Origin of the sequence: Bradyrhizobium sp. CCBAU 25338, from assembly GCF_028128965.1 — a bacterium.
GTDB classification, from domain to species: Bacteria; Pseudomonadota; Alphaproteobacteria; order Rhizobiales; family Xanthobacteraceae; genus Bradyrhizobium; species Bradyrhizobium liaoningense.
The window spans coordinates 242,744-256,396 of sequence record NZ_LFKY01000042.1 but is presented as its reverse complement, the minus strand read 5'-3'; the positions used below and the strand labels follow the sequence as shown (position 1 = coordinate 256,396).

General features: G+C 64.4%; 14 protein-coding genes. 2 read left to right on the top strand and 12 right to left on the bottom strand.

Annotated elements, in window-relative coordinates:
* The 3 genes from ACM42_RS30905 to ACM42_RS30895 form a co-directional block, all read right to left on the bottom strand.
* Positions 1-1,290, bottom strand: a complete 1,290-nt coding sequence (locus ACM42_RS30905; RefSeq protein ID WP_271531407.1) for a M16 family metallopeptidase — start codon at positions 1,288-1,290, stop codon at positions 1-3.
* Entirely contained in the window at positions 1,287-2,705 is a 1,419-nt protein-coding gene (gene thrC / locus ACM42_RS30900; protein ID WP_271531405.1) for a threonine synthase, read from the bottom strand. The genes ACM42_RS30905 and thrC overlap by 4 nt, the downstream gene beginning before the upstream one ends.
* 546 nt (positions 2,706-3,251) lie before the next feature.
* The gene (locus ACM42_RS30895; RefSeq protein WP_271531403.1) at positions 3,252-3,896 is read right to left on the bottom strand and encodes a response regulator transcription factor; all 645 of its coding nucleotides are present in this window, start codon (positions 3,894-3,896) and stop codon (positions 3,252-3,254) included.
* A gap of 86 nt (positions 3,897-3,982) precedes the next feature.
* On the opposite strand from ACM42_RS30895, the gene ACM42_RS30890 reads away from it, so the two are divergent.
* Positions 3,983-5,323 carry a histidine kinase gene (locus ACM42_RS30890; protein ID WP_271531401.1) on the top strand — a complete coding sequence of 447 codons (1,341 nt, stop codon included), beginning with the start codon at positions 3,983-3,985 and terminating at the stop codon, positions 5,321-5,323.
* A 97-nt stretch (positions 5,324-5,420) separates the two neighbouring features.
* Here the strand turns inward: ACM42_RS30890 and ACM42_RS30885 are convergent, their stop codons facing one another.
* The 9 genes from ACM42_RS30885 to coxB form a co-directional block, all read right to left on the bottom strand.
* On the bottom strand, positions 5,421-5,786 hold the full coding sequence (locus ACM42_RS30885) for a nuclear transport factor 2 family protein (protein WP_271531399.1): 366 nt from the start codon (positions 5,784-5,786) through the stop codon (positions 5,421-5,423).
* A 116-nt stretch (positions 5,787-5,902) separates the two neighbouring features.
* Positions 5,903-6,664: an SURF1 family protein gene (locus ACM42_RS30880; RefSeq protein WP_271531396.1), complete on the bottom strand. Its 762-nt coding sequence runs from the start codon at positions 6,662-6,664 to the stop codon at positions 5,903-5,905.
* The gene (locus ACM42_RS30875; protein ID WP_271531394.1) at positions 6,661-7,062 is read right to left on the bottom strand and encodes a DUF983 domain-containing protein; all 402 of its coding nucleotides are present in this window, start codon (positions 7,060-7,062) and stop codon (positions 6,661-6,663) included. Before ACM42_RS30875 ends, ACM42_RS30880 begins: the two co-directional genes overlap by 4 nt.
* Positions 7,063-7,259: 197 nt before the next feature.
* Positions 7,260-8,156, bottom strand: a complete 897-nt coding sequence (locus tag ACM42_RS30870) for a cytochrome c oxidase subunit 3 (RefSeq protein WP_197968579.1) — start codon at positions 8,154-8,156, stop codon at positions 7,260-7,262.
* A gap of 77 nt (positions 8,157-8,233) precedes the next feature.
* Positions 8,234-8,893 carry a cytochrome c oxidase assembly protein gene (locus ACM42_RS30865; protein ID WP_271531392.1) on the bottom strand — a complete coding sequence of 220 codons (660 nt, stop codon included), beginning with the start codon at positions 8,891-8,893 and terminating at the stop codon, positions 8,234-8,236.
* A gap of 5 nt (positions 8,894-8,898) precedes the next feature.
* Positions 8,899-9,063 carry a hypothetical protein gene (locus ACM42_RS30860; protein ID WP_018644977.1) on the bottom strand — a complete coding sequence of 55 codons (165 nt, stop codon included), beginning with the start codon at positions 9,061-9,063 and terminating at the stop codon, positions 8,899-8,901.
* Positions 9,064-9,070: 7 nt separating this feature from the next.
* The gene (locus tag ACM42_RS30855) at positions 9,071-10,015 is read right to left on the bottom strand and encodes a heme o synthase (protein WP_271531388.1); all 945 of its coding nucleotides are present in this window, start codon (positions 10,013-10,015) and stop codon (positions 9,071-9,073) included.
* 62 nt (positions 10,016-10,077) lie between these two features.
* Positions 10,078-11,703: a cytochrome c oxidase subunit I gene (gene ctaD / locus ACM42_RS30850; protein ID WP_271531387.1), complete on the bottom strand. Its 1,626-nt coding sequence runs from the start codon at positions 11,701-11,703 to the stop codon at positions 10,078-10,080.
* Positions 11,704-11,789: 86 nt separating this feature from the next.
* The gene (gene coxB / locus ACM42_RS30845) at positions 11,790-12,644 is read right to left on the bottom strand and encodes a cytochrome c oxidase subunit II (RefSeq protein WP_271531386.1); all 855 of its coding nucleotides are present in this window, start codon (positions 12,642-12,644) and stop codon (positions 11,790-11,792) included.
* 461 nt (positions 12,645-13,105) lie between these two features.
* On the opposite strand from coxB, the gene ACM42_RS30840 reads away from it, so the two are divergent.
* Positions 13,106-13,639, top strand: coding sequence for an invasion associated locus B family protein (locus ACM42_RS30840; RefSeq protein ID WP_028179828.1), 534 nt, complete (start codon positions 13,106-13,108; stop codon positions 13,637-13,639).
* Positions 13,640-13,653: the final 14 nt, after the last annotated feature.

The following is a 13,653-nucleotide window of genomic DNA, read 5'->3' as shown; positions in this document are numbered from 1 at the left end:
CTAATGCAGCCGCGCCTTGGCGCGCGCCCGGGTCAATCCTTCCGCAAAAGATACTGCCGTGTCCAGACCCCTGCCACTGCCCAATGCGACAACGGCGGGCCGGCTCCGCGACAGCAGCGCACGCGCCGCGTCCCTCGTCGATTCGATGCTGACGGCATCGATCCGGGCCACCAGTTCCTGCGCCGTCTGCGGCCGCCCATAGGCGAGCACATGCCGGGCAAGCTGCTCGGCACGGGAGGAGCAGCTCTCCAGGGCCATCAGCAGGCCCGCCTTCATCTGCGCCTTGGCCCGGGCGATCTCGGCCTCGGTCAGCGTCTCCACCGAATCATTCATGATATCGACCACGACCTCCATCATCTCCGGCGCGTCGGCCGGGTCGGTGCCGGTGTAGAGGCCGAAGAAGCCGGTGTCGGTATAGGGCGCGTGGAAGGTGTAGATGGAGTAGCAGAGGCCGCGCTTCTCGCGCACCTCCTGGAACAGTCGCGACGACATTCCGCCGCCGAGGATGTTGGTGAAGACCTGGAGCGAGAACAGCGACGGGTCGCTCTGCGGCACGCCTTCCAGCGCCAGCGTCAGGTGCGCCTGCTCGAGCTCGCGATGCACCACCTTGTTACCGCCCTTGCCGAATTGAGCGGTTTGCGGCTTCGGCCCCGGCGTCCCCTCGAAGCTGGCAAAGCGTCTCTCGACCTCGGCGACCACCTGGCTGTGATCGACCGCGCCGGCCGCCGCCACCACCATATCGGGCCCGCGATAATGCGTCGAGAGATAGCCGCGCAGCATGTCGCGGTTGAAGGCGCGCAGCGTCTTGGCCGTGCCGAGCAGGGAACGGCCCATCGGCTGGTCGGGATAACAGAGCTCGTTCAGATGCTCGAACACGACGTCATCGGGCGTATCCTGCGCGGCACCGATCTCCTGCACGATGACGTTCTTCTCGCGCTCCAGCTCGTCGGGCTCGAAGGCGGGATTGGCGAGGATGTCGGCGAGCACGTCGAGCGCGAGCGGCACGTCGGCCTTCAGCACCCGCGCGTAATAGGACGTGGTCTCGGTCGAGGTGCCGGCATTGAGGTCGCCGCCGACCGCCTCGATCTCCTCGACGATCTCGCGCGAGGAACGCTTGGTCGTGCCCTTGAACGCCATGTGCTCGAGCAGGTGCGAGATGCCATGCTCGTTCGGCTTCTCGTCGCGTCCGCCGACGCCGGCCCAGACGCCGAGCGCCGCAGTCTCGAGATGGGGCATCTCGTCGGTGACGACGGTCAGGCCGGAGGCAAGTTTGGTCATCTCGACGCTCATCCGGCAACTCCTTGCTTTGCGGCGCGGCTGACCGACAGCACGAACCGCTCGACCTCGGCCTGATCGTTCTTCATCACCCTCATGTGTTCGGATTTGGTCATCAAGCCGTCGAGCCAGGCCGGCAATTGCGGCCGCTGGCCGCAGGCCGCCTCGACAGCGTCGGGGAATTTGGCCGGATGGGCGGTGGAGAGCACGATGCTCGGCACCCTCGTGTCGGTGGTGTCGCGGTCCGCGACGGCGAGCGCCACCGCCGTGTGGGGATCGACCAGTTCGCCTGCTTCGCGCCAGGCGGCGCGGATCGCAGCCGCAGTCTCGGTCTCGTCGGCGCGCCCCGCATCGAACTCCTCGCGGATCGCGGCGAGCGTCGCATCGGGCAGCACGAAACGTCCGGATTGTTTCAGCGACTCCATCAGACGACGCACGCCTGCCGCATCGCGCCGGCTCGCCTCGAACAGCAGCCGCTCGAAATTGGACGAGATCTGGATGTCCATCGACGGCGACGCCGTCGCGTGCACCTCGCGCACCTCGTAGATTCCGGTCTTCAGCGTCCGCGCCAGGATGTCGTTGACGTTGGCGGCGATGCGCAGGGTCCGCACCGGCAGCCCCATGCGCTTGGCGACGTAGCCGGCGAAGATGTCGCCGAAATTGCCTGTCGGCACGACGAAATCGACCGCGCGCGCCGGCGCCCCAACGGCAACGGCGGAGGTGAAATAGTAAACCACCTGGGCGACGATGCGCGCCCAATTGATGGAATTGACGCCGGATAGCGAGGTCGCGTCGCGGAAGCGGTGGTTGTTGAACATCCCCTTCACGATCGCCTGGCAATCGTCGAAGGTGCCCTCGATGGCGAGCGCATGGACGTTGGCCGCGCCTGTCGAAGTCATCATGCGCCGCTGCACCTCGGAGATGCGGCCGTGCGGAAACAGCACGATGAGATCGACATTCTCGAGTCCCGCAAAGGCTTCGACCGCGGCGCCGCCGGTGTCGCCGGAGGTGGCGACCACGATGGTGGTGCGCTGGCCGCGCTTGGCGAGCACATGGTCCATCAGCCGCGAGATCAGCTGCATCGCGACGTCCTTGAAGGCGAGCGTCGGACCGTGGAACAGCTCCAGCACGAACTGGTGCGGCGACATCTGGCGCAGCGGCACCACCGCGGGATGGCGGAAGGTGGCATAGGCCTCGTTCGCCATACGACCAAGCTCGGCATCCGCTATCTCGCCGCCGGCGAAGGGACGAATCACATCGACCGCGACCTCCCAATAGGGGCGGCCGAAGAAGCCGGCGATCGTCTCGGTCGGGAGCTGCGGCCACGTCGCCGGCACATACAGGCCCCCGTCGCGGGCAAGCCCGGTCAGCATCACGTCACAGAAGCCGAGTTCGGGGGCCTCGCCCCGGGTCGAGATATAACGAGTCAAACTGCCCTCCAAAGGCCGGGCCGAACCGAGGCTCGGCCCTTAAGCCTTTGATTTTACGAAATTACTTGATAACAGCCAGAGGCTTTGGGCCACCATAAAGTGTTTTGCGGCATCGGGAAACCGCTTCCGACGCTCCCCCCGCCCAATGAAAAAGGGCTGCGGCATTGCCGCAGCCCTTCTCTTGGAAGGTCTGTCGTTGTGTGCAGACCGGTTTGCTTCGTCGGGGTCGCGCCCGTCAAAACTGTTCTGGCAAGCTTTCGTCGCCTGTCACGAAATCGTCAAGGGGCAAAACCGTGCCGGCCGAAAAGTTCCTGTTTTTCCCGACTCGCTTCGGGCGCCCGCTGGTACAATGCAGCCGGAGACATAGTTCGAACTGCTACTTTTTCCCTAAATATTGTCTGATGCAGGAACGAATACTGGCCCGGCCCATTGTGTCCGCGGATGGGCGTCAGCCCGTTGCCCATGCATTGCCCGGCCAACGGCGGCGTCGATCCGTCGACCGAACCGCTGCATTCTGGAGCAGCCGGTTCGGTCGCTGGCAGAAGGTCAGTTCATCCCGATTTCCACTGCGATCCGGATCAAGTCGGAGTGGTTCTTGGCGCCCAGCTTCTGCTTGAGCAGGGATGTGGTGTTGGCCACGGTCTTGTAAGAGATGCCGAGCGCCTCGGCGACCTCGACGATCTTGTCGCCGCGTCCAAGCAGGCGCAGGATTTCGAGCTCCCGCGGCGTCATCTGCGAGGCCGGATTGGCTTTGATGGCCGCACCGGAAAACGTCACGGCCTCGGCGAGTTGCGGCGAGATGAAATTGTCGCCCGCAACCACCTTGCGCACCGCTTTCAGCAGGATCCGGGGATCGTCGCCCTTGGAGACATAGCCCTGCGCCCCGAGCTCGACTGCCCGCACCACGAAGGCCGGATCGTCGTTCATGCTGAACATGATGATCTTGGCGTCGGGATCGTCCTTGCGGATGCGTCGCATCAGCTCGAACCCGGAGACATCGGGCAGGCTGATGTCGATCACGGTGACGTCGGGCCGCTTGTTGACATAGGCGCGATGCCCGGATTTGGCGTCGCTCGCCTCGTCAATGCGAATTGAATGGTCGGATGCGAACAGGGTGCGGCAACCGGACAGCACCACGGGATGGTCGTCGACGATCAGGACCCTGGTCGCCAGCTTGGCGGTATCTTGCATCGCGCACTCTCTCGTTTTTCGACTCATAGACCGGCGGGAATAAATGGAAAGGGTAAATCCCGCCGATGCGCGTTAGAATTGGCCTAATGTGGCAACGACTTTCGTTCAGGACGCAACTGTTTCTTCCGCTCGGCGCCAGCTTTCTGGCGGCGCTGATCCTGGCGGGCGTGCTGCTCCAGATATTCGCAACGGACCAGTTGGCGGCGGAGAACGAGCCGAGACGGCGTTCGACTGAGGCCATCGCCGCCGCGCTCAACGACACGCTGCGCACATCGGACAATCCACGGCGGACGCTCGACGCCTTTGTCCACTCTTTGGACACCTCCTCCGATATCCAATTCCACGCCTTGGATGCGGGTCCCGCGCCGTCACCGAAGGACGGCCTGCACAAGCCGCATGGCGTGCCGCAATGGTTCATCGACCTTCTCGCCACCCCCGACATGGACGCGGCATCCCCGGTGATGATCGACGGCAGACGTATCGGCGATATCGTATTCCTGCAGGACATGTCGGCCGATCTGTTCGAGAAATGGATCGGCTTTCTCGCGCTCACCAGCCTGGTCGCCGTGCTGATGGTCCTTACCGGCACGATCGCCTATGTCTTGGCGGGATCGGTCCTGCGCCCCCTGCAAGATCTCGGCCAAGGTCTCACGCGGATACGACGGGGCGATTACACAACACCGATTCCGGTCGCGGGTCCGCCGGAAATCCGGCAAGGCTGCGAAGAGGCGAATGCGCTGGCCGTAACACTGGCGCAACTGAGTCAGGACAATCGCGATCTGATGCACCGGCTGGTTTCGCTCCAGGACGACGAGCGGCGCGATCTCGCCCGCGAATTGCACGACGAACTCGGACCGCTGCTGTTCAGCATCCGTGCCGGCACGATCGCGCTGGTCGAGGCGGCACCGCCGGTGGGACATTTCGGTAATTCCGCACAGGACCTGCTGCAATCGGCCGAGGCGCTCCAGCAGACCAATCGCCGTATCCTCGACAGGCTGCGGCCGCTCTATATCGAGGAGCTCGGCCTTTCGACCAGCGTGCAGACGCTGCTCCGGACTTTTCGCAATCAGGCACCGCACATCATCCTGACGGACACGATCGACGCCGATCTGAACGTGATCGACGGGCCGTTGGCCCAAACCGTGTATCGGCTGATCCAGGAGGCGCTGACCAACGTGCTGCGCCATGCCAACGCCAGCAACGCCCATGTAAGGGCGACGGTCGCCGGCGAGACGCTCGCGATCGAGATCTCCGACGACGGCGGCGGCTTTCCTGCGGCCAACGTCTTCGGCCGGGGCTTGACCGGCATGCATGAGCGCGTGCGCGCGCTCAGCGGATCGCTGTCCCTGTTGCGCCTGGATGAGCGAACTTACGTCCGCTGCCGTCTTCCTGTCGAGACGGCGCGGGACGCGCCGTCAGCAGGCTAAAGCGTGATCCAGAAGAATACGCAGCGGCTTTCCGAAAAGATCATGCTTGAACGACAACCTAAAGCGCGATGACGATTCATCCCAATCGCTTCGCGCTTTAGCATACGCAGCCATCATGCGCGTTCTGGCGCGCGGGCTCGCATACCGTGCTGCGGATCTTGCCTTCCGGGCTGAAACGAAACGAGGCCTGAATGCGCAGCGCGCCGGCGACGGAATATTCGAGATCGACGCCGTGGGGCGCCGGATGGATTTCCTCCAGCCCGAAACCTACCGACGAGAAGGCGCTGAGCCGCGGCTGCCAATAGGCTTCGAGCTCGCTCCGTCCCTGATATCGCTGCGTGCCGTTGCACATGCATTCGAGCTGGGCGTCGTCGGCATAGAGATCGAGCAGCGCCGTGAGGTCGCCCTTCCGGCAGGCGTCCACCCAATCGACGATAATTCCCATCTGGTCGAAATCGCTCACGCCGCAATCCTGTCTGCCGCGGAAAGTACCAGCGGCTTAGGACCACACTCGTGAATATGCGCTGAATAATAAACCCCGGGCGATACCGGGTTCCCTCAAGCTGGTTCCGGATAAGCTCAGCTCTGCCGCCGGCCTCTTGCCCACACGGCGAAGGCGATCAGAACGGCGCCGGCAAGCGTGAACCAGGTCATGGCATATTGCAGGTGATCGTCCTTCAGATTCACGTCGAGCGGTCCCGGGCGCGGAATGCCATTCGCGGGCGCGGGATGCTCGAGATCGACATAGAAGGGCGCGACCGTCCCCCAGCCGAGCGCGCTTGCGATTCCCAGGTGATCGCGCACGAACCAGAGCCGCTTGTCGCGATTCTCCGCCGGCGTCAGCCAGCCTGGCGCCTCGGGAAAGCGCAGATAGCCGGTGAGCGCCACCGGCTGGCCCGTGACGAGCTTCTTCACCGCGCGATCCTCGACACCACGATCCTGCATCGTGTTCTCGACGAAGCCCGCATCGATCACGACCGTCTCGCCCGTGGGTAGCCGCGCCGGCAGAAACGCCCAGGTGCCGGGGCCGGAGGCGTCCTTGCGCACCGCGGAGCCGGAGGAATAGACCATCGCATCGGGCAGGGCCGCGTAGGTGGCGGTGAAGCTGACGCGGCGGAATTCATCGCGAGCAGGATTCAGCGCGGTCCACAGCGCCGGCGGCGGCAGTGCGACGGGCGCCGCCGCAAGCCGCTCGGTGAGTGCCGCGATCAGCTCGTGCTTGGCGGTCCGGCGCTGCAACTGCCAGACACCGAGCGCGACGAACGCAGCCGTCAGGAACAGCGTGAACAGCGCGAAGCCGCCCACGCGGGCCCTGCGGGCCTTGCGCGCGGGCTCGCTCATTTCGCGCGGTCGACCAACCGGCCCGGCGCCGCCTTGTGGTGGAACTGCAGCGCGATCAGCAGCGATTTCATCGCACGCAGCGGCAACAGCGTGGTGGCGAGGATCAGCGGCAGCCAGAGCGCCGCATGGAGCCAGAACGGCGGCTGGTACTTGACCTCGACGACGAGCGCGCAGCCGACCACGATGGCGCCGGCAAGCATGATGATGAAGATCGCCGGACCGTCGCCGGTATCGATGAAGGCGTAGTCGAGGCCGCAACGGTCGCACGCGGGCGCGAGCGTCAGAAAGCCCGCATAAAGCTTGCCCTTGCCGCAGCGGGGGCATTTGCAGGCAAGCCCGCGCATCGCGCTTTGCAGGACGGTGGTTTCGGGCTGGGGTGTGCCGGCGGTGTCGTTCATGATGGCGGACCCTATCACAGTTTTCGCCGAACTTTCGGCGGCCGGCAAGCGAAAGGGCGGCCCTGCGGCCGCCCTTTCTGATCGGTTCGATGCGACTTAGAGCATGATCCGGAAATGTGCGAAGCGGTTTTCCGAAAAGATCATGCTCAAACAAGGACCTAAGGCGCGATGACGATTCATCCAAATCTCATCGCGCTTTAGTGCGCTGCGTGGGCCATGGTCTCGGCGCCGCGTCCCCAGACGTAAATGCAGAGGAACAGGAACAGCCAGACCACGTCGACGAAGTGCCAGTACCAGGCGGCGAATTCGAAGCCGAGATGCTGCTTCGGCGTGAAATGGCCGGCATAGGCGCGGAACAGGCAGACCAGCAGGAAGATGGTGCCGACCAGCACGTGGAAGCCGTGGAAGCCGGTCGCCATGAAGAAGGTCGCGCCGTAGACATTGCCGGCGAAGGAGAACGCCGCGTGGCTGTACTCATAGGCCTGCACGCAGGTGAAGAGCGCACCGAGCACGACGGTGAGGATCAGGCCGTACTTCAGGCCCTGGCGGTCGTTCTCGAGCAGCGCGTGGTGCGCCCAGGTCACGGTGGTGCCGGAGGTGAGCAGGATCAGCGTGTTCAGGAGCGGCAGATGCCAGGGATCGAAAGTCTCGATGCCCTTCGGCGGCCAGGTGCCGGGGACCGAGCAGGCGCCGGGCTGCGTGCCGAGGCCGCAGCCGAACACCGCATCGCGCGTGGCATGGACGGCGTCGGCCGGAAACAGCGCGGCGTTGAAATAGGCCCAGAACCAGGCGACGAAGAACATCACCTCGGAGGCGATGAACAGGATCATGCCGTAACGGTGGTGCAGCTGCACGACGCGGGTGTGGTCGCCCTTGTACTGGGCTTCCTTGATCACGTCGCCCCACCAGCTCGCCATGGTGTAGAGCACGCCCACGGTGCCGACGCCGAACACGATCGGCGCGGCGGAGAACATGTGATGCATCCAGGCGATCGCGCCGACCGCCATGATGAAGGCCGAGAGCGAGCCGACGGCCGGCCAGGGAGAGGGATCGACCAGGTGATAGTCGTGATGCTTGGTGTGCGCCGTAGCCATTCCGTCTCTCTCCTCAATCCCGTGCCTGTCAGGCACTTATCCCCTTGTTTCCAACCGCCTGGGCGCGAACCCGGCGGTCAAAGATTTCCCTTGCGTTTGTCGTCCTCGCTGGCGGCGAGCGGCTTCACCGCGGGGTCGCGCACCGGATAGAACGTGTAGGACAGCGTGATCGAGCTCAGCCCGTCATTCTCGTGGTCGTCGACGATCGAGGGATCGACGTAGAACACGACCGGCATCTCGCGCTTCTCGCCGGGCGCCATGGTCTGCTCGGTGAAGCAGAAGCAGTTGATCTTCTGGAAATAGGAGCCGACCGTCAGCGGCGCGACGTTGTACGCAGCCTGGCCCGCGGTGGTGCGCGCGGCCTGGTTGGTCACGGTGTAGAAGACGGTCACGACCTGGCCGATATTGACCTCGATCTCGTCCTGCTCCGGCTCGAACTTCCAGGGCAGGCCGGGCGCGACGTTGGAATCGAAGCGTACCGATATCCTCCGCGCGATCGGGCCGGTGGCCGGCGCAGAGGTCGCGACCTGCGTCGTGCCGTTGAAGCCCGTGGCACGGCAGAACCAGTTGTAGAACGGCACCGCTGCGTAGGACGCGCCGACCATCAGCGCGACCACGCCGCCGCAGATCGAGGCGACCAGCGCGTCGCGGCCAAGACCACTGAAACCAAGGCCGCCGAGACGGCCCTTCGTGGCCGTCCGGTTCTGATCCCGCGATATGGTCGGCTCGTGATCCATGTTACCTACATCGGCCGCACTAGCACTGCCGGTCCCTTGACCATGGTGACGGCGAAGAACAGCACCACGAGCACACCGAGCGCGAGCGCGATTGCGATCGAACGCTGACGACGGCTCTTCTTCTGCGCCTCGGTGAGGACGATTCCATCTGGCTCGGGTTTGTCAGCCATTCCCGCCTCATGCGCCCCCAACCATCGGAGCAAGCGCCCGGTACACGACCTCGGCCAGCAGGGTCGCGAACAGCGCGAACAGATACAGGATCGAGAAAGCAAACAGCTTGCGGGTCGCGCGCAGCGACTGGCTGCGTTCGCGACGCATATAGACGTTGATCGCGAGCGCCAGCATGCCGGCGCCGAGGATCAGCGAGACGATGCCGTAGACGGCATCGAAATAGCCGAGCGCCCAGGGCGCCGCGGCGACCGCGATCAGCACGATGGTGTAGAGCAGGATCTGGAGGCGGGTCGCGTCGGGGCCGGCGACGTTGGGCAGCATCGGAATGCCGGCCCGCGCGTAGTCGTCGGAGCGAAACAGCGCCAGCGCCCAGAAATGCGGCGGGGTCCAGAAGAAGATGATGGCGAACAGCAGCAGCGGCTCGACGTCAACCGTGCCTGTCACCGCAGCCCAAGCCACCACCGGCGGCAGCGCGCCGGCGGCGCCGCCGATCACGATGTTCTGCGCGGTCCAGCGCTTCAGGCACATCGTATAGATCACGACGTAGAAGAAGATGGTGAAGGCAAGCAGCGCGCCGGCGATCCAGTTGACGAGGATGCCGAGTGTCATCACCGAGAAGAAGGCGAGGGTCATGCCGAACGCCATGGCTTCGGGACGGGTGATGCGGCCGCGCGGGAGCGGCCGGTTCGCCGTGCGCGACATCTTGGCGTCGATATCGCCTTCGAGCGCCATGTTGAGCGCCCCGGAGGCGCCGGCACCGACCGCGATGCAGAGCAGCGAGGTGATCGCCAGCACGGGGTGGAAATGCCCGGGCGCCATCGCCATCCCGACCAGCGCGGTGAAGATGACCAGCGACATCACCCGGGGCTTGAGCAGTGCCAGATAATCGCCAACCTCCGCTTCGGAGATGCGGGGATTGATGTCGATGGCGTTTTGATCGAGGACGGACACTTAGATCTACTCGCTTCGTTTCTAGCGCCGCGGCGCCCGTCTCGGGCGCCGCGGGGGATTGCTTACTGCACGCGCGGCAGCACTTCGAACTGGTGGAAGGGCGGGGGCGAGGACAGCGTCCACTCCAGCGTGGTCGCGCCGGCACCCCAGGGATTGTCGCCCGCCGGCACCTTCTTCATGAAGGCGTCGATCACGCAGTAGAGGAAGATCAGGACGCCGAAGCCGGAGATGTAGGAGCCGAGCGACGAGATCAGGTTCCAGCCCGCGAACGCGTCGGGATAGTCGATATAGCGGCGCGGCATGCCCGACAGGCCGAGGAAGTGCTGCGGGAAGAACACCAGGTTGACGCCGATGAAGGTGACCCAGAAGTGCGCTTTCGCGAGCCCCTCATTATACATGTAGCCCGACATCTTCGGGAACCAGTAGTACCAGCCCGCGAAGATCGCGAACACGGCGCCGAGCGACAGCACGTAATGGAAGTGCGCAACGACGTAGTAGGTCTCCTGGAGCACGCGATCGACACCGGCGTTCGCCAGCACGACGCCGGTGACGCCGCCGATCGTGAACAGGAAGATGAAGCCGACCGCCCAGATCATCGGCGCCCGGAATTCGATCGAGCCGCCCCACATCGTGGCGATCCAGGAGAAGATCTTCACGCCGGTCGGAACCGCGATGACCATCGTGGCCGCGACGAAGTAGGCCTGCGTCGCCGAGGACATGCCGACCGTGTACATGTGGTGCGCCCAGACCACGAAGCCGATGCCGCCGATCGCGACCATGGCGTAGGCCATGCCGAGATAGCCGAACACGGGCTTGCGCGAGAAGGTCGAGACGATCTGGCTGATCATGCCGAAGCCGGGCAGGATCAGGATGTACACCTCGGGGTGACCGAAGAACCAGAACAGATGCTGGAACAGCACGGGGTCGCCGCCGCCGTCGGGCGCGAAGAACGTCGTGCCGAAATTGCGGTCGGTGAGCAGCATGGTGATCGCACCGGCGAGCACCGGCAGCGACAGCAGCAGCAGGAACACAGTCACCAGGATCGACCACACGAACAGCGGCATCTTGTGCAGGGTCATGCCCGGCGCGCGCATGTTGAAGATCGTGGTGATGAAATTGATGGCACCAAGGATCGACGAGGCGCCGGCCAGATGCAGCGACAGGATCGCGAAGTCGACGGCGGGGCCCGGATGGCCGGAGCTCGACAGCGGCACGTACATGGTCCAGCCGGCACCGACGCCGTTGGCGCCCGGCTCGCCCTCCACGAAGGTCGACATCAGGAGCAGCGCGAACGACGCCGGCAGCAGCCAGAACGAGATGTTGTTCATGCGCGGGAACGCCATGTCGGGCGCGCCGATCATCAGCGGCACGAACCAGTTGCCGAAGCCGCCGATCATCGCGGGCATGACCATGAAGAAGATCATGATCAGGCCGTGCGAGGTCACGAACACATTGTAGGTATGTGCCTCGTGGAAGATCTGCACTCCCGGGTACATCAGCTCGGCACGGATCGCGATCGACATCGCGGCGCCGATGACGCCGGCGATGACCGCGAAGACGAGGTACATCGTGCCGATGTCCTTGTGGTTGGTCGAGTAGACGTAGCGCCGCCACCCGGTCGGATGGGCGTGCTCGTCATGTCCGTGGTCTTGCGCGTGATCGCCGTGTGCCGCTGCGCTCGTTGCCATATTCAAATCCTGCCTTGCGTCCCATTCGGACCTTTGGAGGTCCCGCCCTCTTATCGCTTTCAGTCCCTCAAGCCGTCACCCGACGCTCACTGCGTCGGGCCGGCCGCGGAGGCGTAGGTGCTGGTGCCGCCGCTCGCAAATTTCTTCTTGGCCGCCTCGACCCAGGAGGCGAACTCCTGGTCGTCGACCACGCGGATCGCAATCGGCATGAAGGCGTGATCCTTGCCGCACAATTCCGAGCACTGGCCGTAATACATGCCGGTCTTGGTGGCCTTGAACCAGGTCTCGTTCAGTCGGCCCGGAATGGCGTCGATCTTGACGCCGAAAGCCGGCAGCGCGAAGGCGTGGATGACGTCCGCGCCCGTGGTCTGGACCCGAATCACCTTGTTGACCGGAACCACCATCTCGTTGTCGACGCCGAGCAGGCGAGGCTGCTTGTCCTGGGCCATCAGCGAGTCGAACTCGAACTTGCCGTTGTCGGGATAGGCGTAGGACCAGTACCACTGCTTGCCCGTCGCCTTGACGGTCAGGTCCGCCTTCGGAATGTCGAGCTGGAGGAACAGAAGCCGGAACGACGGCACCGAGATGCCGACCAGGATCAGCACCGGAACCAGCGTCCAGGCCACCTCGATCAGCGTGTTGTGGGTGGTCCGCGACGGCACCGGATTGGCCCTCGCGTTGAACTTGATGACCACGATCACCAGCAGCGCCAGAACGAACAGCGTGATCAGGGTGATCAGCACGAACAGGAAATTGTGGAACCAGACGATATTGTCCATCACCGGGGAACCGGACTGCTGCAGCGTCCACTCCCACGGCGCCGGCTGTCCGAGCTCGGCGAATGCCGCACCACCCGTCCCCAGCGTGATGCCAGCCGCCACCAAGGCGATGGTGGCCAATCCCAGCAATTGCCGGCCCACCCGACCCATCGACATCCTCATGCCGTTCGCGCTCCCCTTAACGAAATCACCCCAAGTGCATTCCCCTATTTCCGGGAAACGCTTATTCGATCCGCCAGTCCGACAAACCGCCACGCAAGAATACCTCTAAGAGGAATTGGGGCCAGATCGCTAGAACGCGAAATCAAGCCTCTCAAACCATAATTCTTGATCTATCGCAATGCAGTCTTGAGCTCGGTCTGTCAGCCATCACCGGCAAGATATTTCCTAGCAACATCAAACAAAAATACCGTTTCCCGGGATGCCGCGGCTTGACAGCGGAATTGCCCGCGGTAGGCACTGGCGGATGGCTGCGCAGAAGCCTGATTCGTGCCGGCGGCGGCGGCGCGAGGCGGCGCGGAATTTGCTTGGGAATCGCCTTCAAGACGCCGTCATTCCCGTATCAGTCCGCCAGATTGGCCTGCCAAGCGCGAGCGACCCAGGCGAGCAGAGGGACCGACCCGATGGGGCTTTCGAGATCGATGGCAAAGCCGGCTAGCGGCCTCCCGGCGCTGACCGCCCTCCTGACTGCGATCGTCCTCCTGGCGCTCCCCGGCCTCGCCCATGCGCAGGGCGCGGTCCGCTCCGTCCATGGCGACTGGCAGATCCGCTGCGATACCCCGCCCGGCGCTCAAACCGAGCAATGCGCCCTGATCCAGAGCGTGGTGGCGGAAGACCGCTCCAATGCCGGCCTGACCGTGATCGTGCTCAAGACGGCCGACCAGAAGAGCCGCCTGATGCGCGTGGTCGCCCCGCTCGGGGTCCTCCTGCCCTCCGGCCTCGGACTCAAGCTCGACAACCAGGACGTCGGCCGCGCCGGTTTTGTCAGATGCCTGCCCAACGGCTGCGTGGCGGAAGTGGTGATGGACGACAAGCTGCTCGGCCAGCTGCGCAGCGCCAAGACCGCGACCTTCATCATCTTCGAGACCCCCGAAGAAGGCATCGGATTCCCGCTCAGCCTGAACGGGCTCGGCGAGGGCTACGACAAGCTGCCGTAGCGGCCGATGGGGCA

What these genes read in the sequence shown, in the direction of transcription:
- ACM42_RS30865 (WP_271531392.1), bottom strand. Translation starts at nt 8,893, where the DNA reads ATGGATCACGAGCCGACCATATCGCGGGATCAGAACCGGACGGCCACG.
- ACM42_RS30875 (WP_271531394.1), bottom strand. Translation starts at nt 7,062, where the DNA reads ATGAACGACACCGCCGGCACACCCCAGCCCGAAACCACCGTCCTGCAA.
- ACM42_RS30890 (WP_271531401.1), top strand. Translation starts at nt 3,983, where the DNA reads ATGTGGCAACGACTTTCGTTCAGGACGCAACTGTTTCTTCCGCTCGGC.
- ctaD (WP_271531387.1), bottom strand. Translation starts at nt 11,703, where the DNA reads ATGGCAACGAGCGCAGCGGCACACGGCGATCACGCGCAAGACCACGGA.
- coxB (WP_271531386.1), bottom strand. Translation starts at nt 12,644, where the DNA reads ATGAGGATGTCGATGGGTCGGGTGGGCCGGCAATTGCTGGGATTGGCC.
- ACM42_RS30905 (WP_271531407.1), bottom strand. Translation starts at nt 1,290, where the DNA reads ATGAGCGTCGAGATGACCAAACTTGCCTCCGGCCTGACCGTCGTCACC.
- ACM42_RS30840 (WP_028179828.1), top strand. Translation starts at nt 13,106, where the DNA reads ATGGGGCTTTCGAGATCGATGGCAAAGCCGGCTAGCGGCCTCCCGGCG.
- ACM42_RS30860 (WP_018644977.1), bottom strand. Translation starts at nt 9,063, where the DNA reads ATGGCTGACAAACCCGAGCCAGATGGAATCGTCCTCACCGAGGCGCAG.
- ACM42_RS30895 (WP_271531403.1), bottom strand. Translation starts at nt 3,896, where the DNA reads ATGCAAGATACCGCCAAGCTGGCGACCAGGGTCCTGATCGTCGACGAC.
- ACM42_RS30870 (WP_197968579.1), bottom strand. Translation starts at nt 8,156, where the DNA reads ATGGCTACGGCGCACACCAAGCATCACGACTATCACCTGGTCGATCCC.
- ACM42_RS30880 (WP_271531396.1), bottom strand. Translation starts at nt 6,664, where the DNA reads ATGAGCGAGCCCGCGCGCAAGGCCCGCAGGGCCCGCGTGGGCGGCTTC.